Annotated in this window: 20 protein-coding genes and 2 pseudogenes; 12 read left to right on the top strand and 10 right to left on the bottom strand. The window is 69.5% G+C overall.

Translation table 11 applies throughout. The annotated features are described in order from the left end of the window. Nucleotides 1-5: 5 nt before the first annotated feature. The 3 genes from U3649_RS06995 to U3649_RS06985 form a co-directional block, all read right to left on the bottom strand. Nucleotides 6-563 carry a DUF4166 domain-containing protein gene (locus tag U3649_RS06995; RefSeq protein ID WP_407354140.1) on the bottom strand — a complete coding sequence of 186 codons (558 nt, stop codon included), beginning with the start codon at nucleotides 561-563 and terminating at the stop codon, nucleotides 6-8. Nucleotides 564-605: 42 nt separating this feature from the next. Then, the gene (locus U3649_RS06990; protein ID WP_407354139.1) at nucleotides 606-2225 is read right to left on the bottom strand and encodes a hypothetical protein; all 1620 of its coding nucleotides are present in this window, start codon (nucleotides 2223-2225) and stop codon (nucleotides 606-608) included. Between the two features lie 138 nt (nucleotides 2226-2363). After that, the gene (locus tag U3649_RS06985) at nucleotides 2364-4661 is read right to left on the bottom strand and encodes a TonB-dependent receptor (RefSeq protein ID WP_407354138.1); all 2298 of its coding nucleotides are present in this window, start codon (nucleotides 4659-4661) and stop codon (nucleotides 2364-2366) included. 545 nt (nucleotides 4662-5206) lie between these two features. Between U3649_RS06985 and otsB the strand changes: the two genes are divergently transcribed. From otsB to otsA, 3 genes are read left to right on the top strand one after another with little or no spacing between them, the layout of a single operon-like run. Then, nucleotides 5207-5965 (top strand): trehalose-phosphatase, encoded by a 759-nt coding sequence (gene otsB, locus U3649_RS06980; protein ID WP_407354137.1) that lies wholly within the window; start codon nucleotides 5207-5209, stop codon nucleotides 5963-5965. After that, the gene (locus U3649_RS06975) at nucleotides 5962-7743 is read left to right on the top strand and encodes a glycoside hydrolase family 15 protein (RefSeq protein ID WP_407354136.1); all 1782 of its coding nucleotides are present in this window, start codon (nucleotides 5962-5964) and stop codon (nucleotides 7741-7743) included. Before otsB ends, U3649_RS06975 begins: the two co-directional genes overlap by 4 nt. Then, a complete protein-coding gene (gene otsA / locus U3649_RS06970; protein WP_407354135.1) occupies nucleotides 7740-9107 on the top strand; it encodes an alpha,alpha-trehalose-phosphate synthase (UDP-forming) in 1368 nt (455 codons plus the stop codon). Before U3649_RS06975 ends, otsA begins: the two co-directional genes overlap by 4 nt. Before the next feature lie 786 nt (nucleotides 9108-9893). Here otsA and pgeF read toward each other — a convergent pair. Then, nucleotides 9894-10676 carry a peptidoglycan editing factor PgeF gene (gene pgeF / locus U3649_RS06965; RefSeq protein WP_407354134.1) on the bottom strand — a complete coding sequence of 261 codons (783 nt, stop codon included), beginning with the start codon at nucleotides 10674-10676 and terminating at the stop codon, nucleotides 9894-9896. Between the two features lie 94 nt (nucleotides 10677-10770). Further along, nucleotides 10771-11757, bottom strand: coding sequence for a 23S rRNA pseudouridine(1911/1915/1917) synthase RluD (gene rluD, locus U3649_RS06960; protein WP_407354133.1), 987 nt, complete (start codon nucleotides 11755-11757; stop codon nucleotides 10771-10773). Nucleotides 11758-11843: 86 nt separating this feature from the next. Here rluD and U3649_RS06955 point away from each other — a divergent pair, with 86 nt between their 5' ends. Continuing rightward, entirely contained in the window at nucleotides 11844-12698 is an 855-nt protein-coding gene (locus U3649_RS06955) for an outer membrane protein assembly factor BamD (protein ID WP_407354132.1), read from the top strand. Between the two features lie 446 nt (nucleotides 12699-13144). Here the strand turns inward: U3649_RS06955 and U3649_RS06950 are convergent, their stop codons facing one another. From U3649_RS06950 to sucC, 5 genes are all read right to left on the bottom strand, one after another. Further along, nucleotides 13145-14041: a vitamin K epoxide reductase family protein gene (locus U3649_RS06950; RefSeq protein WP_407354131.1), complete on the bottom strand. Its 897-nt coding sequence runs from the start codon at nucleotides 14039-14041 to the stop codon at nucleotides 13145-13147. Between the two features lie 105 nt (nucleotides 14042-14146). Next, entirely contained in the window at nucleotides 14147-15784 is a 1638-nt protein-coding gene (locus U3649_RS06945) for an NAD+ synthase (protein ID WP_407354130.1), read from the bottom strand. Between the two features lies 1 nt (nucleotide 15785). After that, entirely contained in the window at nucleotides 15786-16163 is a 378-nt protein-coding gene (locus tag U3649_RS06940) for an endonuclease domain-containing protein (RefSeq protein ID WP_407354129.1), read from the bottom strand. A gap of 530 nt (nucleotides 16164-16693) precedes the next feature. Further along, entirely contained in the window at nucleotides 16694-17569 is an 876-nt protein-coding gene (sucD, locus tag U3649_RS06935) for a succinate--CoA ligase subunit alpha (RefSeq protein ID WP_407354128.1), read from the bottom strand. Nucleotides 17570-17678: 109 nt separating this feature from the next. Then, nucleotides 17679-18845: an ADP-forming succinate--CoA ligase subunit beta gene (sucC, locus tag U3649_RS06930; protein ID WP_407354127.1), complete on the bottom strand. Its 1167-nt coding sequence runs from the start codon at nucleotides 18843-18845 to the stop codon at nucleotides 17679-17681. 368 nt (nucleotides 18846-19213) lie between these two features. On the opposite strand from sucC, the gene U3649_RS06925 reads away from it, so the two are divergent. From U3649_RS06925 to U3649_RS06890, 8 genes and pseudogenes are all read left to right on the top strand, one after another. Further along, a complete protein-coding gene (locus U3649_RS06925; RefSeq protein ID WP_407354126.1) occupies nucleotides 19214-20821 on the top strand; it encodes a sensor histidine kinase in 1608 nt (535 codons plus the stop codon). Between the two features lie 360 nt (nucleotides 20822-21181). After that, nucleotides 21182-22328: pseudogene (locus U3649_RS06920) on the top strand (sigma-54-dependent transcriptional regulator); the annotation flags it as partial. A 56-nt stretch (nucleotides 22329-22384) separates the two neighbouring features. Further along, nucleotides 22385-22549 (top strand): annotated as a pseudogene (locus U3649_RS06915) (helix-turn-helix domain-containing protein); the annotation flags it as partial. A gap of 182 nt (nucleotides 22550-22731) precedes the next feature. Continuing rightward, nucleotides 22732-23043: a type II toxin-antitoxin system RelE/ParE family toxin gene (locus tag U3649_RS06910; protein ID WP_407354125.1), complete on the top strand. Its 312-nt coding sequence runs from the start codon at nucleotides 22732-22734 to the stop codon at nucleotides 23041-23043. A gap of 2 nt (nucleotides 23044-23045) precedes the next feature. Next, nucleotides 23046-23333 (top strand): NadS family protein, encoded by a 288-nt coding sequence (gene nadS / locus U3649_RS06905; RefSeq protein WP_407354124.1) that lies wholly within the window; start codon nucleotides 23046-23048, stop codon nucleotides 23331-23333. A 451-nt stretch (nucleotides 23334-23784) separates the two neighbouring features. Next, nucleotides 23785-24204: a pilin gene (locus U3649_RS06900; RefSeq protein WP_407354123.1), complete on the top strand. Its 420-nt coding sequence runs from the start codon at nucleotides 23785-23787 to the stop codon at nucleotides 24202-24204. 125 nt (nucleotides 24205-24329) lie between these two features. Further along, nucleotides 24330-24737, top strand: a complete 408-nt coding sequence (locus tag U3649_RS06895) for a pilin (protein ID WP_407354122.1) — start codon at nucleotides 24330-24332, stop codon at nucleotides 24735-24737. Between the two features lie 93 nt (nucleotides 24738-24830). Beyond that, a complete protein-coding gene (locus U3649_RS06890; RefSeq protein WP_407354121.1) occupies nucleotides 24831-26714 on the top strand; it encodes a tetratricopeptide repeat protein in 1884 nt (627 codons plus the stop codon). Nucleotides 26715-26800: the final 86 nt, after the last annotated feature.

Genomic DNA, 26800 nt, shown 5'->3' with positions numbered 1-26800 from the left:
CGGCATTATCGCGAGCCCGGCGTATCGGCGCCGTCGTCTGGGAGCAGCCAGCCCTCGTAGCGCACCACCCGGCCGATCAGCGGCAGCACCGCCTCGACCAGGAACTCGTAGCGCCCCTCGTGCTCGCGTTCGCAGCAGCCGACCTCGGCGAACAACCGCGGCGGCAGCGGCAGGACGCCGAACAGGCGCACCCCGACCGTGTTCCAGAACAGCATGCCGTCGTTGACGTGCAGCAAGAAGCGGAACTGCAACGGCCCGCGGCGTTCCAGCAGCCGGCCGCCGCGGGCGCGCAGCTGCGAGGACATGCGCATGCCGGCGAAATCGCGATCCCAGCGCTCGCCGGCGGCATCGGCGAAGAATTCGACGGCCACCGGTACGTCGTCCGCCGCGCGCGGCAGCCCGGCGATCCGCGCGCACAGGCGCGCCAGCGGATTGCCGCCGCCGGCGATCGTGGCACGCCCGGCCATGCGCACCCGGCCGCGGCTCGAATGCAGCAGCCGCACCGCGTCCGGCAGGGTGTAGAACGGCGCGCCGAGCAGGGTCTGGAACAGCGTCGGTGACATCGTGGAACCTGATGGCGTGCGGGCGCGCAGCATAGCGCCTGCTCAGCGCGCCGGGGAACGCGGGGGCTGCAACGCCAGCAGGCCCAGCAGCACCGCCAGCGCGGCGTAGGCGGCGGCGAACTGCCAGGCGATGGCGCGGCGCAGGCCGTCGAGTTCCCACGGCAGGTAGACCGCTCCCTGCGGATGCACCGAATGGATGACGCCGAACGCGGTCAGCGCCGCGGCCAGCAGCAGGCAGCCGACCGCGCGCCACGGGCGGGCGTCGATCATCGCCACCAGCGTGGTCGCCCACAGCATCGCGGTGATGATGAAGCCGTTGCCGAGCACCACGATCGTCGCCAGTTCCGGCAGGCCGTGGCCGTCGGCCGAGGCGTACAGCTCGGCGAAGCGCTCCGGCGCGATCCAGGCCGGATTGCCGAACTTGATCGTCAGCAGGTAGGCCACCGCCGGCAGGAACGCCAGCGCCACCGCGATCGCGTGCTCGCGGCGGGTGCTGTGGAAGGCCTGCACCGAGATGTCGATGCCGACGTAGACGATGATCGGCGCCAGCACCGCCAGCGGCAGCCACTGCACCAGCCCCGAGACGATGCCGAGCATGCCCCCCAGGCCAATGAACAGCCCCGTGAGCAGCGTGTAGCCGCTGCGCGCGCCCATGTGCTTGTAGGCCGGCTGGCCGATGTAGGGCGTGGTCTGCGCCACGCCGCCGCAGACGCCGGCGACCAGCGTCGACGCCGCCTCGACCAGCAGCACGTCGCGGGTGCGGTAATCGTCGCCGGCCGCGCGCGCGCTTTCGCTGACGTTGATGCCGCCGATCACCATCAGCAGGCCGAACGGCAGCAGCAGCGACAGGTAGGGCACGGCGGCCGGCAGGCCTTCGAGGAAACCGAGCGTCGGCCACGGCAGCACCGGCGCCAGCGGCAACGGCCGCGGCAGCGCGAATCCCGGCAGCGCGCCGGCCAGGCCGAGTCCGTAGTAGAGGGCGAGGCCGACCAGGAACGCGAACAGCACGCCGGGGATCCGCAGCGGCAGCCGCCCCTTCGCCACCAGCGCGTACAGCAGCAGCCCCAGGGTGGCCAGGCCGACCACCGGCGAGCGCAGGGTCTCGACCAGCGGCAGGAAGCCCAGCAGCACCAGCGCGGCGCCGCCGATCGAGCCCAGCAGCGCCGCGCGCGGCACCCAGCGGGTGATCGCGTCGCCGGCGAAGGACAGGACCAGCTTCAGCGCGCCCATGATCACCAGCGAGGCCATGCCCAGCTGCCAGGTGGCGATGCCGGCCGCCTGCGGATCCATCCCCTGCGCGCGGAAACCGGCGAACGCGGGGCCCAGCACCAGCAGCGCCATGCCGATGCTGGTCGGCGCATCCAGGCCGAGCGGCATCGCGGTCACGTCGTCGCGCCCGGTGCGCGCCGCCAGCCGCCGCGCCATCCACGTGTACAGCAGGTTGCCGACCAGCACGCCGAACGCGGTGCCGGGGAACATGCGACCGAACACGATCTCCGCCGGCACCCCGAAGATGCCGACCAGCGCCGCGGCGATGAAGCCGAGGATCGACAGGTTGTCGACCACCAGGCCGAAGAAGCCGTTGAGGTCGCCGGGGACGAAGAGCCGTGATTGGTGTCGTGATTGGTGATTGGTGATTCGTGATTCGTTGGATGACGGCATCGACGCGAGACTCCGGGAGTACGTATCACGATGTAAGCATCCCCGGCAGAACCGGGGATTTGCTTCCAGGAACCGAAAGATGCGAACGGCGCCGCCGTGCTCAGCGCCTTTTCGAATCACCAATCACGAATCACCGCCTCAAAACCGCGCGGTGAACTCCACCCCATAGGTACGCGGCTCGTTGAGGAACCCCGTGAGATTGTTGAAGTCGATCGCCCCGACCACGCGCGTGGTGTCGGTGATGTTGCGCCCGAACAGCGCCACCTCGTAGTCGCCGTAGTTCCAGTTGTAGCCCACGCGCAGGCCGCCCTCGAGCAGCGACTTGCTGCGGAACTCCACCGACTCGTACAGGAAGAAGTTCACCGCGCTGCGGTAGGCCCAGTCGGTGTAGACGAAGACCTCGCCCCCGCCCACCGGCACGCCGTAGCGCGCGGTGAGCGTGTGCACCCACTCGGGCGCCTGCGGCAGCGGGTTGCCGTCGATCAGCACCGTGCCGGGGCGGGCGGGATCGGGATTTGCCGGGTCGAGCACCGTGCAGCCGCCGCCGCAGGGCGCGACCGCCAGGTCCGGGTCGTCGATCTCGGTGTCGTTGTAGCTGCTGCCGAAGGTGACCAGCAGGTTCTCGGCGAGGTAGGCCTCCAGGTCGAGTTCGAAGCCCTGGCCGCGGGTCTTGTCGGCATTGAGCAGGATCGCCTCGTTGCGGGCGCCGCCCACGGCGATGATCTGCTGGTCGTCGACGTCGTAGCGGAACACGTTGAAGCCGACCCGCGCACGGCGGTCCCACAGGTCGGCCTTGACGCCGGCCTCGAACGACAGCGCCTCCTCGGAATCGGCCACCGACGGCTGCGGCACCGCCTGGAACAGCAGCCGCGCCTGGATCGACGGCGCGCGGAAGCCCTTGGCCACGCGCGCGTAGAAGTTGACGTCGTCGTTCATCGCGAACACGCCGCTCAGGTCCCAGCTGACGTCGCTGGCGTCGGTGCGCACCGGGAACGGCCCGGCCGGACCGCCGCCGGTGGCGCTTTCGATGATGCGCGCGCTGAAGTCCTTCTCGTCGTCGGTGTAGCGCACGCCGCCGCGCAGCTTGAAGCGCTCGGTGAGGTCGTAGTCGCCGGATGCGAACACCGCCCAGGCCTTGTTGCGCTGGGTCTGCTGCGCCCAGCCGGCGCGCACGCCGCCGCCCAGGGTGTCGTAGTTGAAGCTGTCGATGGTGATGTCCTCATCGAACCAGAACGCGCCGGCCTGCCAGTCGAAGCGGCCCCACTCGTCGGACTCGACGCGGAACTCCTGGGTGATCTGGCGGTGGTCGGGCAGGCCGTCGGCGGACTCGGACGGGAACCGCGCCCCGACGACGGGCGCGCCGATATCGAGTCCGTCGGAGGGATCGAAATCGAAGGTGTATTCGGAACCGCCGTCGATGTCGCCGCGATTGAGCGACTCGGCGCTCTCGTAGCCGGTGATCGAATGCAGCGTCACCCGGTCCAGGTCCCAGCGCAGCCGCGCGCTGCCGCCCCAGGTCTCCAGGTCGGAGAAGTTGGTGCCGTCGGTGGAGACCACGTCGCGGTCGAAGCCCGGCACCAGGTCGTTGCTGCCCGGGGCGATGATGTTGGCGCGGAACAGCCGCGCGGTACCGTTCATGTGCCGCTTGTGCAGGTTGAACAGGCCCTCGAAGCCGTCGCCCTCGTACAGGAACTGCACCCGCGCCGCGGATTCGTCGTAGCCCTCGAAGCCGTCGTTGGGGCCGTCGAAGGCGTTGTCGACCCAGTCGTCGCGGCGCTGGTACAGCGCCGAGGCGCGCGCCGACCAGCGCTCGGTCAGCGGGCCGCCGTAGGCGCCCTCGAAGTTGAACAGGCCGTCGTTGCCGGCCGAGACCTGCGCGTAGCCGCCGGCCTCCTGCGACGGCTTGGCCGACTCGAACTTGACCACGCCGGCCGGGGTGTTGCGGCCGAACAGCGTGCCCTGCGGCCCGCGCAGCACCTCCACCCGCTCCAGGTCGAACACCGGGAAGCCCTTCAACAACGGGCTTTCCTGCACCACCTCGTCGTAGACCAGCGACACCGGCTGCGAGGCGTTGAGGTCGAAATCGGTATTGCCGAGGCCGCGGATGTAGAAGCGCGGGAACGCGCGGCCGTAGGAGGACTCGATGTTGAGGCTGGGCACGCGCCCGGACAGGAAGCGGATGTCGCCGCCGCCCGAGCCGAGCACGTCGAGCTTCTCGCCGGAGACCGCGGTGATCGACACCGGCACGTCCTGGATGTTCTCCACCCGTCGCTGCGCGGTGACCTCGACGGCATCGAGGGTGGTCGCCGACGGCGGTTGCGCGGGGTCGTCCTGGAGCGACTGCGCCAGGACCGGCGACGCCAGCGCTAGCGCGACCGCAGCGGCCAGCAGGCGTGACAGGGGAAGGGCGGCATTGCACGGCTCGGGCGTGGGCATGACGGTGGTCATCCGGTGGCGTGAAGGGGGCGAAGCACAGGCATGTTGCAGCACAGCAACAGTCTGGGCAAATGATCATGACAGGGCGAGATCGAGGGACCCGGACCAGAAGGCTCGGTCGCCCGCCCCGCCTCGGGCGTGGCTTGAGGCCCGGACCCGCGCGCCGGCCCGGGACGCCAGACCCGGCTTCGCGTCGGCGACGCGCGATGGCCCCTGCTCGAAGCGCGATGGCCTCTTCGTCATCCCGGCGCAGGCCGGGATCAAGTTCGGCTTCGCCGCATGTTTTCGGGCACTGGATCCCGGCTTGCGCCGGGATGACGGTCAAGCACCTACGGGCTTGAACATCGTCATTCCCGCGAAGGCGGGAATCCATGGACGTCGAGCCATCGACAATCCACGTCCTCGGATGATCAGCCCTTCGGACTGTTGTGAGGCACTTCCCGCGAGGCCGAACGGGGGTCCCGACCTCGAACCACCAAGCCCCGAATTCGCACCCGCGGACCCCGACTCGAAAGCCTTCACCCGACTTCGGCACAATGGGCCGCATGGCAGCTGCGACCCCCACCCGCCCGCCGCCGCCGATGCTCCGGGACGATTGCGCCCTGTTCCTGGACGTCGACGGCACCTTGCTCGACTTCCAACCCGATCCGGCGGCGGTCGCCGTACCGCCGCCGCTGCGCGACATCCTGCGGGCCTTGGCCGGCCGGCTGGACGGCGCGGTGGCGCTGGTCAGCGGGCGCAGGCTGGCGGCACTCGACGAACTGTTCGCGCCGCTGCGGCTTCCCGTCGCCGGCATGCACGGGCTGGAGCGCCGCAACGGCGGGCGCCAGGCGAAGTCGCCGCGACCGTCCGAGGCCCTGCACCGCGTGCGCGGCGAAGCCGAAGCGCTGTCCGGTCGCCATCCCGGCACCGTGGTCGAGGACAAGGGCGCCGGGATCAGCCTGCACTGGCGCCGCGCCCCGCAGCACGCGGCGGCGATGCGCGCCTTCGCCGAGGCGGCATTGCCGCGGCTGCCCGGCTACCGGCTGCAGCACGGCGACCACGTGGTGGAACTGCGCCCGGGCGGCGCCGACAAGGGCGATGCCATCGCCGCGTTCCTCCACGAGGCGCCGTTCCGCGGCCGTCGCCCGGTGTTCGTCGGCGACGACCTCACCGACGAGCACGGCTTCGCCGTGGTCAACGCCCGCGACGGCATCAGCGTGCTGGTCGGCGAGCGCCAGCCGAGCGCGGCGCACTACCGGCTGCCCGACACCGCCGCTGTCTACGCCTGGCTCGAATCCAACCACAGGACCCTGACGGAATGACGCAAGCCACGCTCGACCTCGGCGTGATCGGCAACGGAAGTTTCGGCGCGCTCATCGACAATCGCGCGCGCGTGGTCTGGAGTTGCCTGCCGGCCTTCGACGGCGATCCGGCGTTCTGCGCCCTGCTCTCGCCGCGCGACCACGATGCCGGCGACTTCGGCATCGAGCTGGAGGACTTCGAACGCAGCGAGCAGGCTTATCTCACCAACACCGCGATCCTGCGCACGGTGCTGTACGACCGCCACGGCGGCGCGGTGGAGATCATCGACTTCGCGCCGCGCTGGCGCCAGAACGACCGCTTCTACCGGCCGGTTTCGATCATGCGCAAGGTGTCGCCGCTGTCGGGCAATCCGCGCGTCCGCGTGCGCCTGCGGCCGCTGGCCGACTGGGGCGCGCACTTGCCCGAGGTCACCTGGGGCAGCAACCACGTCCGCTATCTGCTGCCCGGCTTCACCCTGCGCCTGACCACCGACGCGCCGGTGCGCTTCGTGCGCGAGGAAATCCCGTTCGTCCTCAGCCATCCCATGCACCTGCTGCTCGGCGCAGACGAGTCCTTGACGCGGCCGCTGGCACTGTTCATGCACGAGGCGCAGGAACGCACCGCGCACTACTGGCGCGAATGGGTGCGCTACCTGTCGATCCCGCTGGAGTGGCAGGAGGCGGTGATCCGCAGCGCGATCACGCTGAAGCTGTGCCAGTACGAGGACAGCGGCGCGATCATCGCCGCGATGACCAGCTCCATCCCGGAGGCGCCGCATACGCCGCGCAACTGGGACTACCGCTACTGCTGGTTGCGCGACGCCGCGTTCGTGGTGCGCGCGCTCAACCGTCTCGGCGCGACCCGCAGCATGGAGGAGTTCTTGCGCTACATCTTCAACATCGCCACGCACGACGGCAGCCTGCAGCCGCTGTACGGGATCGATTTCGCCGAGAAGCTCGAGGAGCAGGAGGTCGACAGCCTGCGCGGCTATCGCGGGATGGGGCCGGTGCGGCGCGGCAACCTGGCTTGGGTGCAGAAGCAGCACGACATCTACGGCAGCGTGGTGCTGGCCTCGACGCAGCTGTTCTTCGACCTGCGCCTGGCCGATCCCGGCAATGCCGACACCTTCCGCAAGCTGGAACCGCTGGGCGAGCACGCGTTCGCGCTGCACGACGAGCCCGACTCGGGCCTGTGGGAATTCCGCGGCCGCGCCGAGGTGCATACCTACACCAGCGCGATGTGCTGGGCGGCCTGCGACCGGCTGGGCAAGATCGCCGCGCAACTCGGCCTCGACGACCGCGACGCCTACTGGCGCGGACGCGCCGACGCCATTCGCGAGCGCGTGCTGGCCGAATCGTGGAACGCGGAGCTGAACCACTTCACCGACACCTTCGGCGGCCGTCGCCTCGACGCCTCGCTGCTGCTGTTGTCGGACATCGGATTCGTCGAGCCCGACGACCCGCGCTTCGTCGCCACCGTGGAAGCCATCGGCCGCGAGCTCAAGCACGGCGACGGCCTGTTCCGCTACATCGCCCCGGACGACTTCGGCTCGCCCGAGACCAGCTTCACCATCTGCACCTTCTGGTACATCGACGCGCTGGCGGCGATCGGGCGCCACGACGAGGCGCGCGTGATGTTCGAGCGCATCCTCGCCCGCCGCAATCCGCTCGGCCTGCTGTCGGAGGACCTGTCGTTCGAGGACGGCGAGGCCTGGGGGAACTTCCCGCAGACCTATTCGCACGTCGGCCTGATCATCGCCGCGATGCGGCTGTCGCGCAGCTGGCAGCACGCCTCATGAGCCGCCTGGTCGTCGTCTCCAACCGCGTCGCGGTGCCGGGCGAGAGCCGTGCCGGCGGGCTGGCGGTGGCGCTGGAGGCGGCGCTCGAGGAGCACGGCGGGCTGTGGTTCGGCTGGAGCGGCAAGACCTCGCGCGAGGGCAGCGGCCGGCTGCACGAGCGGTGCGAAGGCGACATCCGCTACCTCACCGTGGACCTCAGCCGCGCCGACCTGGACGCGTACTACAACGGCTTCGCCAACCGCACGCTGTGGCCGCTGCTGCATTTCCGCCTCGACCTGGTCGACTACGACCGCAAGACCCGCGAAGGCTATGCCCGGGTCAACGCGCTGTTCGCCGAGAAGCTGGCGCCGCTGCTGAAGGACGACGACGTCGTCTGGATCCACGACTACCACCTGATCCCGCTGGCCTCGATGCTGCGCGAGCGCGGCATCGGCTGCCGCATCGGCTTCTTCCTGCACGTGCCGATGCCGTCCTCCGACCTGCTGGCGGCCATGCCCAACCACTCGCGGCTGTTCTCGTCGCTGTACGCCTACGACCTGGTCGGCTTCCAGACCCGGCGCGACGTGGAGCGCTTCCAGGACTACGTGCGCCTGTTCGGCGGCGGCAAGGTGCTCAGCGACGGCATGCTGCAGGCGCCGGGCGGGCGCCGGTTCCGCGCGGCGGCGTTCCCGATCAGCATCGACACCGCGGGCATCGCCAGGCAGTCGGCGGCGGCGGTCGGCAAGACCAGCATCCGCGGCCTGCACGCCAGCCTCGATCGCCGCGACCTGGCGATCGGCGTCGACCGCCTCGACTACTCCAAGGGACTCCCGGAGCGCTTCCGTGGCTTCGAGCGCTACCTCGAACGCCACCGCGACCAGAAGGGCAGCCTGACCTACCTGCAGATCGCGCCGGTCTCGCGCGGCGACGTCAGCGAATACCGCAAGCTGCGCAGCGAGCTCGAGCAGATCTCCGGGCACATCAACGGCGCGCATGCGCAGCCGGACTGGACGCCCTTGCGCTACGTCAACCGCAACTTCGCCCACGGCACGCTGACCGGCTTCTACCGCATGGCGCGGGTCGGCCTGGTCACCCCGTTGCGCGACGGCATGAACCTGGTGGCCAAGGAATTCGTGGCGGCGCAGGACCCGGAGAACCCCGGCGTGCTGGTACTGTCGCTGCTGGCCGGCGCCGCCTACGAGCTGAAGGAGGCGCTGCTGGTCAATCCGCACGACTACGACGGCGTCGCCGACGCCATCGCCATCGCCGCGACCATGTCGCTGGACAAGCGCAAGGAGCGCTGGCACGCGATGATGGAACACCTGCGCAGGCACGACATCGGCCACTGGCGGCGCAGCTACCTGCAGGCGCTGGAAGCGGCCTGACGCCGGACGAAGCATCCGCCGCTTCCCGCTTCCCACTTCCCACTTCCCACTTCCCACTTCCCACTTCCCACTTCCCGCTTCCCGCTTCCCGCTTCCCGCTTCCCGCTTCCCGTTTCCCGTTTCCCAAACATCGCGCCAGAGCCCTGATGCCCGCTCCCTCCCCCGTTCACGGGGGAGGGCTGGGGTGGGGGCCGACGGAGCCGACGCAGCAAACGCCCGGCAGCGGATACGAGTGCCCGAAACGGTTCCGAATGCGCATCACCGCCAGCGGCCACGCAGCCGTCACCGCTCCGCTCGTGCCCCCATCCCAGCCTTCCCCCGCAAGCGGGGGAAGGAGCAGGAAACAGCCCCGATTTCCGCTCCCTTCTCCGTTCACGGGGGAGGGCTGGGGTGGGGGCCGACAGAGCCGGCACAGCGAACGCCCGGCAGCGGATACAAGTGCCCGAAACGGTTCCGAATGCGCATCACCGCCGGCGGCCACGCAGCCGTCACCGCTCCGCCCCTGCCCCCATCCCAGCCTTCCCCCGCAAGCGGGGGAAGGAACAGGAAACAAGCCGTGCGACAGCCCCGATTTCCGCTCCCTCCCCCGTTCACGGGGGAGGGCTGGGGTGGGGGCCGACGGAGCCGGCGCAGCGAACGCCCGGCAGCGGACACGAGTGCATGAAACGGTCCCGAATGCGCATCACCGCCGGCGGCCACGCAGCCGCCACCGCTCCGCCCGCGCCCCCATCCCGGCCTTCCCCTGCAAGCGGGGGAAGGAGCGGAAGCGGGGATCAGAACGGCGAATCAGGCCCGGTATACGAGCGTCGCCATGCGACCGGTGCGGGCTTCGCGGCGGTACGAAAAGAACCGGTCGGCGTCCGAGATCGTGCACAGGCCGCCGCCGTGGACGTCGGCGGCCGCGACGCCCGCGGCGGCCAGGCGCAGCCGCGCCAGTGCGTACAGGTCCGCGCGCCAGTGGCCGGGCCGCGTCGGCGTGAAGGCGATGCCGGCGCGCGCATCGTGCCCGACGAACGCCTCGCGCACCCCGGCATCGACCTCGTAGGCCTGCGGCCCCGCCGCCGGGCCGAGCCAGGCGACGACCCCGCCCGGGCGGGCGTGCATCACGGCCACGGTGCGCTCCAGCACGCCGGCAGCCAGGCCCCGCCAGCCCGCGTGCGCCGCAGCGACCTCGCTGCCGTCCTTCGCGGCAAGGACCACCGGCAGGCAGTCGGCGGTCAGGATTGCCAGGACTGCTCCGGGCGTCGCAGTGACCGAGGCGTCGGCCTCCGGCTCGTCGCCGGCCGCGGCACCCGGCCCGGCGACGATGGCATCGTCGCGCCCGGAACCACCGATGCAGCAGACCGCCGTGCCATGCACCTGCCGCAACCAGCACGGATCCGAGGGCAGGCCGAAGCGCTGCGCCAGCAGGGCGCGATTGCGCCGCACCGCGTCGGTTTCGTCGCCGCAGCGCAGGCCGAGGTTGAAGCTGTCGAACGGCGGCCGCGACACGCCGATGCCATGGCGCAGCGTGGTGAACGCGACCACGCCCGGCGGCGCCGGCCAGTCCACGCTCAGCGCGCCGCTCATCCCCGCCCCGCCGACCGGGGCGCCCGCAGGCGCCGGGCGGCGGCGGGACGCGCGCGGGTGCACCGACGATCGTCCCGGCGCGGCGGCGCCGGCATCACCGTCCGGTTCCGGCATGCGCCTTCGTGTCTTCGCGCAGGCACCGCATCAGCATGCGCATGTCCTCCGGCACCGGCGCCGTGGTCCGCAGCGGTTCGCCGCTGCGCGGGTGCACGAACTCCAGCGTCTCGGCATGCAGCGCCTGGCGGCGGAACCCGCGCAGGGCGGCGGCCAGTTCCCCGCTGGCCGCCTTCGGCAGCTTCAGCGCGCCGCCGTACATCGGATCGCCGACGATCGGGTGGCGCAGGTGCTGCATGTGCACGCGGATCTGGTGGGTACGGCCGGTCTCGAGCCGGCATTCGAGCGCGGTATGTGCGCGGAACCGCTCGCGCACGCGGAAATGGGTGACGGCGTCGCGGCCGTCGTCGCGCACCGCCATCCGCAGGCGGTCGCGCGGGTGGCGCTCGATCGCGGCGTCGGCGGTGCCGCCGCTGACCAGCGCGCCGACCACGATCGCCAGATACTGGCGATGCACCTTGCGCGCGGACAGCTGCGCGACCAGGGCCGCATGCGCCTGCACCGTGCGCGCCACCACCATCACGCCCGAGGTGTCCTTGTCGAGCCGGTGCACGACGCCGGCGCGCGGCAGCGCCGACAGGGCCGGATCGCGGTGCAGCAGCGCATTGACCAGGGTGCCGCTGCGGTTGCCGGCGCCGGGATGCACCACCATGCCGGCGGGCTTGTCGATCACCAGCACCTCGGGGTCCTCGTGCAGCACCGTCAGCGGGATGTCCTCCGGCGCGTCATGGGTCTGCTCCTCCAGCACCACCTCCAGGGTGACGGTCTCGCCGCCGGCCACCGGGTCGCGCGGCCTCGCCTGGCGGCCGTCGAGCAGGGCATCGCCGGCCTTGATCCACTCGGACAGCCGCGAGCGGGAGAACTCCGGGAACATTTCGGCCAGCGCCGCATCGAAGCGGCGCCCGGCCAGCGCTTCCGGCACTCGGAGGCTGCGCGGGATGCTGCGGTCGGGATCGGGATCGGTCATGGATGGCCTCGGTTCAGGCGCGGTCGTCGGGCCGGCGACCCGGACTGCTATTATCGGCCCTTCGTGCCGCTCACGCCCAACGCCCCATGACCCAAGCCCGCTCCCTGCTGCGCAACGCGCTGATCCTGTCGCTGCTGGCCGCCTTCGTCGCGTCCGGCTGCTCGCGCCTGCGCGGCGACAAGACCGAGGTCGACGAGGGCGTTCCGGTCGAGGAGCTGTACGAGAAGGGCCACCAGTCCATGCGCTACGGCAACTGGAGCAGTGCGGCCAACACCTTCCGCCGCCTGGTGGCGCAGTATCCGTACGGCCCCTACACCGAACAGGCGCTGATCGAGACCGCCTACGCGCACTACAAGTCGGGCAACAACGAGGAGGCGATCGCCAGCATCGACCGCTTCCTGCGCACCTACCCGACCCACCGCAACACCGCCTACATGTACTACCTGCGCGGCCTGGTGAACGCCAACCGCGACACCGTGTTCCTGCAGCGGGTGTGGTCGCTCGACGCCAGCCGCCGCGACCTGGCCACGCCCCACGAGGCCTATTCCAACTTCAACACCGTGGTCGACCGTTTCCCCAACAGCCGCTACGCCGACGACGCGCGCCAGCGCATGGCCGCGCTGCGCAACATGTTCGCCCGCCACGAGATGGAAACCGCCCTGTACTACCTGCGGCGCGGCGCCTGGGTGGCCGCCAGCAAGCGCGCGACCTACGTACTCGAGACCTATCCGCAAAGCATGTACCAGAACGACGCGGTGGCGGTGCTGGCCGAAGCGTACACGCGGCTGGGCAACGAGACCCTGGCTGCCGATGCCCGTCGCGTGCTGGAGCTCAACGAGCCCGACCACCCGTGGCTGAGCGGCGACTGGCCCGACTATCCGTGGGCGATCCGCAAGCTGAATCCGTTCGCCGGCGAGAAGTCCCCGCTGCGCGAGAACTGATCCGGGAACAGGGCGGATCGCGGCGGCGTTCGACCGATTCGGCCGTCGCTTCGCTTGCCGAATCCGCCGCTTCCTTGATGTGCCCGTCGTGATCTGCTCCCTCCCCCGTTTACGGGGGAGGGCCGGGGTGGGGGTGACGGCGCCCGGTGTGCGATGTCGCCACCTCGTATCGAGTGCGGCAAGCCTACGCCCCAGAGTCGATCCTCACATGACGGCACGCCGGCTCCGGCCTGGCCCCCTCCCGACCTTCTCCCACTAGCGGGGAAAGGGGCAGGTCGTGGCGCCCGCAAGCGGACCGGGTGCGCGGGGTTCGCATGGGATCGACGGATTCGAGTCCCGCGGTATCGCGCGCATGGCATCCGACGGTAGCCGTCATAGGAGCGCGCCATGCGCGAAGCCGGTGAGGCCGCCGCGCCCGCCCGCGCCGCAGGCGATTCCGGCCGGCGCTAACGCGCCTCCCAGTCGAACCCCGACAGCTGTGCCAGCTCCTCCGGCTCCAGCACGCCGGTGTGCTGCAGGCCGTGGATGACCCAGGTCGGATACGACGAGACTCCGGCCGCGACGCACTCGCGCGCGACCGCACCGCCGCGCCCCTGGGGGCTGCACTCGACATACGGCAGGCGGTCGGCCGAGGCGCCGAACAGGCGCGTCTGGCGGCGGCAGTTGCCGCACCACGAGGCGCCGTAGTACTTCGCGTCGATCGCCTCCAGGTGGGTCACCAGGGCCGCGACGCGCGGATTTTCCGGGCGCCGGTCGAGCACACCGCTGGTCGCCACCTCCAGGACCGCCAGCAGCCCGAGCGCCAGCAGCCCGCCGCCGAGCCACCAGCTGCGCCGGTCGAGTTCCGGCATCGCCGGCCGTCGCAGGTGCACCCGCGCGAAGATCGCCGCCATCGCCGCCAGCGAGGCCAGGCACCAGCCGCAGGTCGCCTGCAGCGCGACGAGCGCAACGACGGTCAGGTACACGCTCACCGCCAGTCCCAGCAGCGACAGCCGCGACAGCCGGCGCCAACGCCGCGACGGCGAGCGTCCGGTCGCGGCCACCAGCGCGATCAGCGCGTACATCAGGAACCCCCAGAGCGCCATCGGCAGCCCGAACAGCGTCGACCAGCGGCTCTCGGCAATCACGTCGCAGCCGCCGCCCTCGGCGCAGAACGCCGGTGCCGCGCTGCTCCAGGCGGCGACCGTCAGGTAGCCGGTCAGCAACAGGCCGAGCGCGGCGAGCGCGAGCACCCAGGCGTCCGGTTTCAACCGCGGCGGCCGCGCCCTTGACTGGGCGCCCGCTGCCGCGGCCGTGGCCGCCGCCGGCCGTTGCGGGGATTGCCTGCGTTTCTTCTTCGCCATGTCCTGTACACCGAGAATCGTGATCGGTCGATTCTACCCGTGGCGATCCCTCCTCCCGTTTGGGGGGAAGGCGGGAGAAGGGCTCTAGCGCGCTCCAGCAACCGATCAGCCGGCGTAACCGTTGCTGATCGGATAGCGCCGCTCGCGGCCGAACGCGCGCCGCGACACCTTCGGCCCGGGCGCAGCCTGGTGCCGTTTCCACTCGCTGATGCATACCAGCCGCAGCACGTGGTCGACGGTGTCGGCGGCGAAGCCGGCGGCGACGATCTCCTCGCGCGACTGCTCGCCGTCGACATAGCGCGCCAGGATGCCGTCGAGCACGTCGTACGGCGGCAGCGAATCCTCGTCCTTCTGGTTGGCGCGCAGTTCCGCCGACGGCGGCCGCGCGATCACCGCCGGCGGGATCACCGGCGCGCCGGCCACGGTGTTGCGCCACTTCGCCATCGCGAACACCTCGGTCTTGTACAGGTCCTTGATCGGCGCGTAGCCGCCGCACATGTCGCCGTAGATGGTGGCGTAGCCGACCGCGTACTCGCTCTTGTTGCCGGTGGTCAGCAGCAGGCCGCCGAACTTGTTGGACAGCGCCATCAGCAGCGCGCCGCGGGTGCGCGACTGCAGGTTTTCCTCGGTGGCGTCGACCGGGACGTCGCCGAAGGTTTCCGACAGGGTGCCGAGGAAGCCCTGGAACGGCGCCTCGATCGGCAGCGTCAGCAGCCTCACGCCCAGCGCCCGGCACTGCTCGTCGGCCAGGTCGTTGCTCAGGTCCGCGGTGTAGCGCGACGGCATCCGCACCGCGGTCACGTTCTCCGCGCCCAGCGCGTCGACCGCGATCGCCAGCACCACCGACGAGTCGATGCCGCCGGACAGGCCCAGCCAGGTCTTCGAGAACCCGTTCTTGAAGCAGTAGTCGCGCACGCCGCGGACCACCGCGCGCCAGGCCAGCGCATCGCGGCCGCCGTCGGTCTCCAGCGGCCATTGCACAGCGGTGAGCTCGCGCGACCGCGGATGGTAGTCGGCCACCAGCCAGTGCTCCTCGAACGCGCGCGCCGCGTGGTGGACCTTGCCGCTGGCGTCGGCCAGCACCGAGCTGCCGTCGAACACCAGCGCGTCCTGGCCGCCGACCACGTTGAGATACGCCAGCGCCACGCCGTTCTCGCGCACGCGCTCGGCCAGCAGCGCATCGCGCTGCGCGTGCTTGCCGCGCTCGAACGGCGAGGCGTTCGGCACCAGCACCAGCTCCGCGCCGGCGCGCGCGGTATCGGCGAGCGGCTCGGGAAACCACAGGTCCTCGCAGATCACCAGCCCCACCGTCACGCCGCCGGCCTCGAACACGCACGACCCGCCGTCCGGATCGACGTGGAAATAGCGGCGTTCGTCGAACACGTTGTAGTTCGGCAGCTCGCGCTTGCGGTAGGTGGCGGCGACCCTGCCGTCGCGCAGCACGCTGGCCGAGTTGTACAGCACGCTGCCGGCCGACTCCGGCCAGCCGACCACCGCCACGATCCCCTGCGCCTGCGCGGCGATGGCGTGCAGCGCCTGCTCGCAGTCGGCCAGGAACGACGGCCGCATCAGCAGGTCCTCGGGCGGATAGCCGCTGACCGCCAGCTCCGGGAACAGCACGATGTCGGCGCCGTACTCCTCGCGCGCCTCGACGATCATCAGCCCGATCCGCTCGGCGTTGCGGGCGACGGCGCCGACGGGGAAGTCGAACTGGGCGAGGGCGATGCGCAGGGGTTTGGGCATGTCAGGGGCCGTGGCTGGGGACGTCCGGTGGATCGTAGTGGGGGCGCGACCGGAGATGCGCCGCGATTGCCGTGCAGACGCCTTCGAGGTTCGCCGTCACGTCATTATTCCAGAACCGCAGGATTTCGAATCCACGGGTGCGCAGGAACGCGTCGCGCCTGGGATCGGTCGCGGAGCCCATATGCTGGCCGCCGTCGACCTCGATCACCAGCCTTGCTTCTACGCAGACGAAATCTGCAACGTAGGGTCCGATGGGATGCTGGCGCCGGAAACGCCATCCCAATCGTCGCCGGCGCAGTTGCCGCCAGAGCATGCACTCCGCCGTCGTCATGTCGCGGCGCAACGCCCTGGCGAGGTCGCGCTTCGCATCCTTGCGCATATCGCACTCCATGTGCCGTTCTCACCGCAGTCTAGCGCTATCCAGACCGACGATCTCGCCACTCGAGAGCCAACGCCGATCGTCGCGATGCGCTGGCTCCGGCCTTGCCCCCATCCCAGCCTTCCCCCGCAAGCGGGGGAAGGAGCGGGCCGCGGCGTTCACCGGCATTCCAACGACCCGCTCCCTCCCGCAACCTGCTCCTCCCGCGGCCCGCTCCCTCCCCCGTTTACGGGGGAGGGCTGGGGTGGGGGACGACGGCGCCTGGGCGCGCAACGCCGCGACCGCATGTCGAGTGCGGCGATCTCGCCACTTGAGAGCCAATGCCGATCACCACGATGCGCCGGCTCCGGCATTGCCCCCATCCCAGCCTTCCTCCGCAAGCGGGGGGAAGGAGCGGGCCGCGGCATCCACCGGATCCGGCCTTCTTCCATCCCGGCCTTCGTGGGCCGAGAGTGGCAGATCGCAGTCTCCGAAAAGAACGAGGCCGCCCGAAGGCGGCCTCGAACCTGCGTCGTACAGCGGATGCGACTTCAGCCCTGCAGTCGCTTCGCCAGCGCCGCGCCCAGGTCGCCCGGGGATTTCACCGTGGTCACGCCGGCCTTCTCCAGCGCGGCGAACTTGCCCTCGGCCGTGCCCGCGCCGCCCGAGGCGATCGCGCCGGCGTGGCCCATGCGCTTGCCCTTCGGCGCCGAGGCGCCGGCGATGAAGCCGACCACCGGCTTGGTGACGTACTCGCTGATGAACTCGGCCGCCTCCTCCTCCGCGCTGCCGCCGATCTCGCCGACCAGGATGATGCCCTCGGTCTGCGGATCGTCCTGGAACAGCTTCAGGCAGTCGATGAAGCTCAGGCCGTTGATCGGGTCGCCGCCGATGCCGATCACCGTGGACTGGCCGAGGCCGGCGTCGGTGGTCTGCTTCACGGCCTCGTAGGTCAGCGTGCCCGAGCGCGAGACGATCGCGACCTTGCCGGGCTGGTGGATGTGTCCCGGCATGATGCCGATCTTGCACTCGCCCGGGGTGATGATGCCGGGGCAGTTCGGCCCCACCAGCACGACGTCGTCGTAGCCGTTGAGCACGTTCTTGACCCGCAGCATGTCGAGCACCGGAATGCCCTCGGTGATGCAGACGATCACCTTGATGCCGGCATCGGCGGCCTCGAGGATCGCGTCGGCAGCGAACGGCGGCGGCACGTAGATCACCGACGCGTCGGCGCCGGTCTCGGTGACGGCCTCGGCGACGGTGTTGAAGACGGGCAGGCCCAGGTGCTCGCTGCCGCCCTTGCCCGGGGTCACGCCGCCGACCACCCTGGTGCCGTAGTCGAGCATCTGCTCGGCGTGGAAGGTGCCCTGCTGGCCGGTGAAGCCCTGCACGATGACCTTGGTGTTCTTGTTGACCAGAACGCTCATTTAGCTGGAATCCTTGATGGCATTGTGGGAGCGATGGAAGTCGCGGCCCGGGAGGTGTCGTGGCCCGCGGTCGCGACTTCCGTCGCTCCCGCAGGGGCCCGCATCGCGATCAGGCGGCCTTGGCGGCTTGGACCGCCTTCTTCGCGCCGTCGTTGATGTCGTCCGCCGGGGTGATGGCCAGGCCGGAGTTCTTCAGCAGCTCCTTGCCGGCCTCCACGTTGGTCCCCTCCAGGCGCACGACCACCGGCACCTTGACGTCGACCTCCTTGACCGCGGCGATGATGCCCTCGGCGATCATGTCGCAACGGACGATGCCGCCGAAGATGTTGACGAAGATCGCCTTGACGTCGGCATCGCTCAGGATCAGCTTGAACGCCTCGGTCACGCGTTCCTTGTTGGCGCCGCCGCCGACGTCGAGAAAGTTCGCCGGCTCGCCGCCTTCCAGCTTGATCACGTCCATGGTCGCCATCGCCAGCCCGGCGCCGTTGACCATGCAGCCGATGTTGCCGTCCATGGTCACGTAGTTGAGGTCGTGCTGGCTGGCCGCGACCTCGGTCGCGTCCTCCTGGCGGATGTCGCGCATCGCCACCAGGTCGGCGTGGCGGAAGGCGGCGTTGTCGTCGGAGTTCATCTTGCCGTCGAGCACCGCCAGCTCGCCGGACTTCAGGATCGCCAGCGGGTTCAGCTCGACCAGCGACAGGTCCTTCTCGTTGAACAGCTTGAACAGGCCCATCATGATCTTGGTCAGCTGGTTGACCTGCTTGCCGGTCAGGCCCAGCGCGAAGCCGAGCTCGCGGCACTGGTACGGCTGCAGGCCCTGCACGAAGTTGACGTTGAGGGTCTGGATCGCGTCCGGGTTCTCCTCGGCGGTCTTCTCGATCTCCACGCCGCCCTCGCTGGAGGCGATGAAGGTGATCGCCCGGGTACCGCGGTCGACCAGCACCGACAGGTACAGCTCCTGGGCGATGTCGGTGGCCTGGGTGACCAGCACCGTGTCCACCGGCAGCGCCACGCCGGCCGACTGGTAGGTCTCCATCCTGGTGCCGAGCATCGCCTTGGCGGCGTCGCGCACGGCGTCGAGAGTCTTGCACAGCTTCACGCCGCCGGCCTTGCCGCGGCCGCCGGCATGGATCTGCGCCTTGACCACCCAGAAGTCGCCGCCGATCGCCTTGGCGACGTCGACCGCCTCGTCCGCGGTGCGCGCGACGCGCCCGGCGGGTACCGCGATGCCGTAGCCGGCAAAGAGCTGTTTCGCCTGATATTCGTGGAAGTTCATGTGGGGTCCATGCGTGGGAGGGTCGTGAGCATACCGGCGCGACCGAGGGCGGCCGGAATGCCTCGCCGCGCACGGTCGATCGCGGCAGGAGGCCGGCGAAGGGCGCGGACGGGCCCGCTATTCTCGCCCATGCGGCCAGCGCGGGCAAAACCGACCTTGGTCGCGGCCGAAGGCGGCCCCGGCTCCCCGCTCGCGGTTTCTGGCGCCTGTGGGAGCGACGGAAGTCGCGACAGGCGCCCCGCGATGGAACCGGCGGCGGTGGTCAAGGCGACGCGTCGCGACTTCCGTCGCTCCCACAGGTGCGTACCGGCGGGCGCTGGCGTTGTGGAGCCTATACTCGGCGATATCCTTTTCCGCCGGTCCGCCGCTTGTTCGCGACCCCCACCCGCCCCGTCTACACCAACCGCGTCCTGCGCCGCGAGCTGCACCTGTTCGCGCTGTACCGCATCCTCGAGGCCAGCCTGCTGGCGCTGATGGTGTTCAGCCCGGCCGGGGCGCTGATCGGGGAGCCCCACGACGCGATGCTGGCCCGCGCGGTCTGCATCGGCTACCTGCCGGCCTCGCTGGCGCTGTTCCATTGGGCCCGCCGCTCGCACACCAGCATGTCGGAACAGGCGCTGATCGGCGCCCTGATCGACATCGCGGTGGCGGCACTGGCGGTGCACGCGTTGCCCACCGCCGGGCCCGGCGTGGCGCTGATGCTGCTGGTCAACCTGGGCGCGGCCACGCTGTTCCTGCGGCTGCGGCTGGGGCTGTTCACCGCCGCGGTCGCGGCGCTGGCGATGCTGGCCGAATACGTCTGGTCGTACCTGGACGAAAGCAGCGTCCAGGGCCCGCTGGCGGAGGTGCTGATGTTCACCGTCAGCTTCTTCGCCATCGTCACCCTCACCGACCTGCTCGGCCGGCGCCTGCGCGAGAGCCAGGCGCTGGCCGAGCGCCGCGGCCAGGAGGCCGAGAGCCTGGCCGGCGTCAACGAGCTGATCATCCGCCGCATGCGCACCGGGGTGCTGATGGTCGACGGCACCCGCCACATCCGCCTGGCCAACGAGGCTGCGCTGCAGCTGTTCGGCCACGCCGAACGCCTCGAGGGCCATGCACTGTCGGAGCTGTCGCCGGAACTGGCCTCGCGCCTGGAGCACTGGCTGCGCAGCGGCGACAGCGACGACGCGCCACTGCTGTACGGCGCCGAGCAACTCGAGATCCAGCCGCGCTTCGCCCGCCTGCTGGCCGAAGGCAACACCGTGCTGGTGTTCCTGGACGACGCCTCGCTGGTCTCGCGCCGCGCCGAATCGCTGACCCTGTCGGCGATGGGCCGGTTCTCGGCCAGCCTCGCGCACGAGATCCGCAACCCGCTGGCGGCGATCAGCTATTCGGTGCAGTTGCTGGAAGAGTCCAAGGCCCTGCCCGACAGCGACCGCCGCCTGGTGCAGATCATCCACCAGCAGTGCCAGCGCACCAACGGCATCGTCGAGAGCGTGCTGGGGCTGGCGCGGCGCGAACGCGCCATCACCGAGCAGTTCGACCTGGTCGACTTCGTGCGCCGCTTCATCGACGAGTACCGCCAGATCATGCCGGACGAGAACGGCGCCCTGCGCAGCGGCGGGCGCGAGCGGCCGCTGCCGGGCCTGTTCGACCGCAAGCACCTGCACCAGGTGCTGACGATCCTGGTGCAGAACGCGATCAACTACGGCCGCATGCCGGGCGAGTCGGCGCGGATCACCCTGGCGGTGGAGCAACGCGACGGACGGCCGGCGATCGAGGTCAGCGACCGCGGGCCGGGCGTTCCCGACGCCGTGGCGCCGCAGCTCGGGCGCCCCTTCTTCACCACCTCCGAACACGGCACCGGCCTGGGCCTGTACATCGCCCGCGAGCTGTGCCGCGCCAACGGCGCCAGCCTCGACTACGTGCCGGTCCCTGGCGGCGGCGCCTGCTTCCGCATCGTCCTGTCCGGCCGCAACCCCCTGCTCTCCACCTGAGCCGCCCGCAACAGCGCACCAAGCCGGCCACGCAGCGCACCGCCACGGCAACAAGCCGGTATGCGCCCGGGAGCATTCCCAGTCCTTGTGGGAGCGACGGAAGTCGCGACCGGCCGCCCGGCGGAGTCGCGGCTTCCGCGGCGCCATGCCGCCGCCACTCCGCCAGAGCCGAACCCGGCTTCCCCCAAGCTCTTCGGGCCGCCCCGCGCGCGATGCCGATCCCGACCTCCAAGCAGAGACCCGATCCCCCGCCCCCTAATCCGCCCCACCGCCCCTGCCCTAAAACGTCCGATTTGGCCGTTTTCCGCCACCAAACCCGTGCTCTGAGGCACAATAACCGCAGTCCGCAAGAGTCCGCCCATGAGCGACAATCGCAGCGTCCTGATCGTCGACGACGAGCACGACATCCGGGAATTGCTGGTGCTGACCCTGGGCCGAATGGGCCTGCGCACCGACACCGCCGCCAACCTCAACGCCGCCCGGCAGATGCTCGGCACCGTCGCCTACGACCTGTGCCTGACCGACATGCGCCTGCCCGACGGCTCCGGGTTGGAGCTGGTGAGCGAGATCTCCACCCGCTTCCCCAACACCCCGGTCGCCGTGATCACCGCCTACGGCAACGTCGAGGCCGCGGTGGAGGCGCTCAAGGCCGGCGCCTTCGACTTCGTCAGCAAGCCGGTCGACATCCACATGCTGCGCGGCCTGGTCAAGCAGGCGCTGGAGCTCAACGAGCGCGGCCGCGCCCAGCCCGACGACGCCGGCCGCCTGTTCGGCGAGTCCGAGGCCATGGTCGGCCTGCGCCGCACCATCGCCAAGGTCGCGCGCAGCCAGGCACCGGTGCACATCAGCGGCGAGTCCGGCACCGGCAAGGAACTGGTGGCCCGCACCATCCACGCCCAGGGTTCGCGCGCTGCCGGGCCGTTCGTGCCGGTCAACTGCGGCGCCATCCCCGCGGAGCTGATGGAAAGCGAGTTCTTCGGCCACAAGAAGGGCAGCTTCACCGGCGCCCACGCCGACAAGCCGGGCCTGTTCCAGGCCGCCGACGGCGGCACCCTGTTCCTGGACGAGGTGGCCGAACTGCCGCTGCCGATGCAGGTCAAGCTGCTGCGCGCCATCCAGGAGAAGACCGTGCGCCCGGTGGGCGCCTCGGCCGAGGTGGCCGTCGACGTGCGCATCCTCTCGGCCACCCACAAGGACCTGGCGCAGCAGGTCGACCTGGGCAGCTTCCGCCACGACCTCTACTACCGCATCAACGTGATCGGCCTGCACGTGCCGCCGCTGCGCGAGCGCACCGGCGACCTGCCGCTGCTCTCCACCGCGATCCTCAAGCGCCTGGCCCAGGCCATGCACCGGCCGCCGCCGGAACTGACCGCCGAGGCCCTGGACACGCTGGAGGCCTACGCCTTCCCCGGCAACGTGCGCGAACTGGAGAACATCCTCGAGCGCGCGCTGGCGATGGCCGAGGGCGACAACATCGAGGCCGACGACCTGCAGCTCCCCCGGGGTGCGGGCACCCACAGCGCGCCCAAGCCGCCCGCGGACCCGCGCACCATGAGCCCCTACGACACCGCCTCCAGCGCCCTGCCCTCGTACATCGAGGAGATCGAGCGCGCCGCCATCCAGCAGGCGCTGCAGGAGAACCGCTACAACAAGACCAAGACCGCCAGCGCGCTGGGCATCACCTTCCGGGCGCTGCGGTACAAGCTGAAGAAGCTGGGCATCGAATAACACCCGGCCGCTCCCTCGTAGGAGCGCACCGCAGGGGCGCGATACTCCCGAAACCTGGGTTCCCACCCACCACCACAACCCGATCGGCCCGACAAACGTCCCGGCAAGCCTTCGCGTGGCTACATGCTCCGCCCCGATATACGCCATTGACGCATGTGCGCCAATGGCGTACATTCGCTCCCATGATCTTCATCGAGACCTCTGTGTTCACGCGTCAAGTCGAGGCATTGCTCACCGACGATGAATACAACCGGTTTCAGCGCGAACTCGCCGAGAACCCAACCGCAGGCGAAGTCATCCAAGGCACCGGCGGCCTGCGCAAGATCCGCATCGCGGCCAAGGGCAAGGGAAAGCGCGGCGGTGCGAGGGTGATCTATTTCCATGTCGCGGCGGCGCACCAGATCCGCCTGCTGCTGATCTACCCGAAAAACGTCAAGGACGACCTCAGCGAAGACGAAAAGCGCGTACTCCGCGTCCTTAACGAAAGGTGGTAGCAATGGACAAGAAGCTGTTTGCCGAACTGGTCGAAAGCATGACCGAAATGGGCGAAATCGCCCGCGGCGAGCGTGCGCCCAGCCGCGAATTCCACGTCGATTCCACCGACGTGAAGCGCATTCGTGCCGCAACCAATCTCTCGCAGGTCAAGTTCGCCCGCCTGATCGCCGTCGAAGTCGGCACCCTGCGCAACTGGGAGCAGGGCCGGCGCGAACCGACCGGCCCGGCCAAGGCCCTCCTGCGCGTGATCGAGCGCGAGCCCGAAGCCGCCATTCGCGCCCTGCGCTGATGCCTAGCGACCGCCCTGAGCATCAGTCTCCGTACGCTGCGCTACAAGCTGACCACCCTTCGTCGGAGCGCGCCATGCGCGCGATACCCGCACACTCAAACGCTCCCATCGGCCCCAACACCGGCGTACCCGACACTTCATGCACCCCGGCACCCGCACCAACCGACCACCGCCAAATCTGTCACGCTTTATCCCAATATAGGGTCGGCCCCAGCTCCACAAAGTGTCACCTCCCGCAATGAAGTGACACAAATGGTCACGGGCCATTCGCTGCCAACAGGTGCTTTTGTGACTGCGCCGAAATCGCCCCCATGACCGCCCCCACAATGTCCGCCTTGGCACGCATCATGCGTACACTCTTGCTGCACGTGCGGCGTCGCACGGCTGCCCACGGACCCGGCGCCAGCCGACCACGCGGCACGTGAAGTCAACCACTCCTAGGGGATACACCATGAAGAAGCAGCAAGGCTTTACCCTGATCGAACTGATGATCGTCGTCGCGATCATCGCCATCCTGGCGGCCATCGCGCTGCCGGCCTACCAGAACTACGTTGCCAAGTCGCAGGCCACTGCTGGTCTGGCCGATATCCGTGGCGGCGTGACTGCATACGAAGAAGGCATCCAGTCCGGACGCTCGGGGACTCCCGACCTGGAAGCCATTGGCCTGTCGGACTCCACACCTCGCTGTGCCATCTCGATTCCCGATCCGTCGTGGACGGAAGCAAGAGGCCAGAGCATTGTGTGCACGCTGAAGGGTAACCCGAACGTTGTCGGCGAAACGATCACTCTGACCCGCAATAGCTCCGGTCAATGGCCCTGCAGCGTCTCTGACGATCTCCATGAAAATCATACGCCGGGCGGCTGCGAGTAACCGATCGCACCTTCAGGCTTGAAGGGACGATCGTCCCTGACTCGAGGCATAAAGAGCCCCGCTTCGGCGGGGCTCTTTATGTTGAGCATTCCAGCACGTCAGGTCCACGCAGGGGGAGGCCCGTCATGCGCAAACCAAACGGATTCACCTTGATCGAACTGATGATCGTGGTCGTGATCATCGCTATCCTGGCGGCGATCGCGTTGCCGGCGTACCAGAATTACACTATCCGCAGCCAGCTCACGAGCGCGCTGGCGGATATCAGCGGCGGACGTAGTATGTTCGAGTCCAAGCTGGTCGCTGACAACATCACCAGCTTCGACCCAACCGACATAGGGCTGGCCATCAGCACGCCCCGCTGCAGCAGCATCAATCTTGTCTCCGGCCCGACCGGCTACATCGAATGCATTGTCCGTGGCGCGCCGCCGGTCAACGGCGATGCACTGCGTATCACACGGACGGCATCGGGATCATGGACGTGCAATACCGCACCCGACACGTCGAGCGTCTATAAACCAAGCCACTGCGACTGATGCAGTACACATTGGCAGAACTCGAGTTGCTGCCTTGACCACGGAAGTGGCCAGTGCGCCACAATCCCGGCGCTTCCAGAAAATGGACATGCAATGAAGCTGATCCACCTAACCCCACTATGGGTTGCCCTCATGCTGCTCGTCGCAGCGGCCGTATACTGGCCCGGCCTGTCCGGGGGCTTCATCTTCGACGACGTCTCCACCATAGTCGACAACGAACGCGTGCACGCCACGGCCCTTAACGCCGAATCCCTGGCCCGTGCGGCCCGGTCGTTCGAACCCGGCGGCACACTGGGCAGCCGACCGATCGCGATGGCCAGCTTCGCTGTCGACCACGTCTTCGACGGGCTGGACCCTTGGAGATACAAGCTGATCGGCCTACTAGTCCATTTGGCCAATACGCTGCTGATCTTCGTGCTGATACGGCATGTACTGTCACTTCCGGCGGTCGGAGGCCAGGCCTGGGCGCTTCCAGCAAGCGGGGCCATTGCGTTGCTGTGGGCCATTCACCCCCTGCAGGCGTCCACTGTGCTGTACGTGGTGCAGCGCATGGAGACGCTGTCCCTGACTTTCGTGCTGTTGGCCCTGCTCGCCTACCTGCGCGGGCGCAGCCTGCAGCAGCGGGGGCGACGGGCGTGGCCTTGGCTGTTAGCCTGCCTGCCGCTGGTAGGCTTGGGCATGGCAGCCAAGGAATCGGCCGTGCTGTTTCCGGCTTATGCACTGGCGCTGGAACTGACGATCTTGGGGTTTGCCGCCGCGGACCGCCGCACCGCGCGCGTCTGGCGCATCGGATACGGAGCCGCGGTCGCGGTCGCCACCGCGACATTCCTGTTCGTGGTGGTTCCTCACTATTGGTCGGATGGCTATCTGACCCGCGACTTCGGCACCGCCGAGCGCCTGCTCACGCAATTGCGGGTGCTGCCACTCTACCTCGGCCAGATTTTGCTGCCGCTGCCGGGCAGCATGCCGTTCTACTACGACCACCTGGCCCCCTCGCGCGGCCTGCTGGACCCGGCCAGCACCCTGTTCGGCGGGCTGCTGCTGCTGGCACTGCTGACGGCCTCGTTCACCCTCCGCCGGCGCGCGCCGTTGTTCGCGCTGGGCGTGCTGTGGTTCTTCGCCGCCCATGCGCTGACCAGCAACGTGGTGGCGCTGGAACTCGTGTTTGAGCACCGCAACTACTTTGCCCTGCTCGGCGTGCTGCTGGCCGTGGCCGACGGAGTACGCCGGATCCCCCTGCAGGACGGACCGGGGCTGAAATACGTGGCCGTCGCCGCCATCATTGCTGGCTTCGGCTTCCTGGCGATCATCCGCTCCAGCACCTGGGGCAATCCGTTCCTGCTGGCCACCGACCTGGCGGCCCGGAACCCCCAGTCCGCCCGCGCCAGCGCGGACCTGGCCGCGGTGTACCTGGAAATGACGGACGGCTATCCGAACTCTCCCTTCAACGACTTCGCCATGCGCGAGTTCGAGCGCGGATCGCGGCTGCCGGGCGCTTCGATCGTCAGCGACCAGGGTCTGATCCTGACCGCCGCACAGGCGGGACGCCCGGTAAAGGAGGAGTGGTGGCTGCGGCTGGTGGACAAGGTGAAGCGCGGCACGCTGAGCCCGGAAACCACCGGCGCGCTGTTCGGCCTGCTGCAGAACCGATACAAGGGCGTACCGCTGAACGATGACCATCTGATCGACGCCTTCATCGCGCTGTTCGAGCGGACCAGCCTGCCGCCTTACAGCTACGCGCAGTTCGGCGACTACGTGCTGACGAAAGTGGGCGACGAGGCCCTGGCAGACCAGGTCTTCAAGCTGGCGATGGAACGCAGCCAAGAACATCCCGACTATGCGCGACAGATGGTGGATGTCTTGCGCCGAGAAGGCCATCTGCGGCAGGCCCGGGTTGCTCTCAAGCGCGCGCATGAGTTGAACATGCTCACCGACATCGCGGAAGAACCAATCGATCACTCGACCGGGCCAGAATAGACTAGTGGCCCCCAGCATCTTCAAACAAGATGTGAGCGGCTTGGCAACGCTGGCGAGATCGCGCCACAGCGCAAAGAAGGTGCGAG

Origin of the sequence: Luteimonas sp. R10, from assembly GCF_045689605.1 — a bacterium.
Taxonomy (GTDB): Bacteria; Pseudomonadota; Gammaproteobacteria; order Xanthomonadales; family Xanthomonadaceae; genus Luteimonas.
This window is presented reverse-complemented; position numbering and strand designations above follow the sequence as displayed.

Excerpts from the sequence above, each read along its gene's own strand:
- U3649_RS06895 (WP_407354122.1), top strand. The coding sequence starts at position 24,330 with ATGCGCAAACCAAACGGATTCACCTTGATCGAACTGATGATCGTGGTC.
- U3649_RS06990 (WP_407354139.1), bottom strand. The coding sequence starts at position 2,225 with ATGCCGTCATCCAACGAATCACGAATCACCAATCACCAATCACGACAC.
- pgeF (WP_407354134.1), bottom strand. The coding sequence starts at position 10,676 with ATGAGCGGCGCGCTGAGCGTGGACTGGCCGGCGCCGCCGGGCGTGGTC.
- U3649_RS06950 (WP_407354131.1), bottom strand. The coding sequence starts at position 14,041 with ATGGCGAAGAAGAAACGCAGGCAATCCCCGCAACGGCCGGCGGCGGCC.
- U3649_RS06975 (WP_407354136.1), top strand. The coding sequence starts at position 5,962 with ATGACGCAAGCCACGCTCGACCTCGGCGTGATCGGCAACGGAAGTTTC.
- U3649_RS06890 (WP_407354121.1), top strand. The coding sequence starts at position 24,831 with ATGAAGCTGATCCACCTAACCCCACTATGGGTTGCCCTCATGCTGCTC.
- rluD (WP_407354133.1), bottom strand. The coding sequence starts at position 11,757 with ATGACCGATCCCGATCCCGACCGCAGCATCCCGCGCAGCCTCCGAGTG.
- U3649_RS06910 (WP_407354125.1), top strand. The coding sequence starts at position 22,732 with ATGATCTTCATCGAGACCTCTGTGTTCACGCGTCAAGTCGAGGCATTG.
- sucC (WP_407354127.1), bottom strand. The coding sequence starts at position 18,845 with ATGAACTTCCACGAATATCAGGCGAAACAGCTCTTTGCCGGCTACGGC.
- U3649_RS06955 (WP_407354132.1), top strand. The coding sequence starts at position 11,844 with ATGACCCAAGCCCGCTCCCTGCTGCGCAACGCGCTGATCCTGTCGCTG.
- U3649_RS06945 (WP_407354130.1), bottom strand. The coding sequence starts at position 15,784 with ATGCCCAAACCCCTGCGCATCGCCCTCGCCCAGTTCGACTTCCCCGTC.
- U3649_RS06985 (WP_407354138.1), bottom strand. The coding sequence starts at position 4,661 with ATGCCCACGCCCGAGCCGTGCAATGCCGCCCTTCCCCTGTCACGCCTG.
- sucD (WP_407354128.1), bottom strand. The coding sequence starts at position 17,569 with ATGAGCGTTCTGGTCAACAAGAACACCAAGGTCATCGTGCAGGGCTTC.
- U3649_RS06940 (WP_407354129.1), bottom strand. The coding sequence starts at position 16,163 with ATGCGCAAGGATGCGAAGCGCGACCTCGCCAGGGCGTTGCGCCGCGAC.
- nadS (WP_407354124.1), top strand. The coding sequence starts at position 23,046 with ATGGACAAGAAGCTGTTTGCCGAACTGGTCGAAAGCATGACCGAAATG.
- U3649_RS06900 (WP_407354123.1), top strand. The coding sequence starts at position 23,785 with ATGAAGAAGCAGCAAGGCTTTACCCTGATCGAACTGATGATCGTCGTC.
- otsA (WP_407354135.1), top strand. The coding sequence starts at position 7,740 with ATGAGCCGCCTGGTCGTCGTCTCCAACCGCGTCGCGGTGCCGGGCGAG.
- U3649_RS06995 (WP_407354140.1), bottom strand. The coding sequence starts at position 563 with ATGTCACCGACGCTGTTCCAGACCCTGCTCGGCGCGCCGTTCTACACC.
- otsB (WP_407354137.1), top strand. The coding sequence starts at position 5,207 with ATGGCAGCTGCGACCCCCACCCGCCCGCCGCCGCCGATGCTCCGGGAC.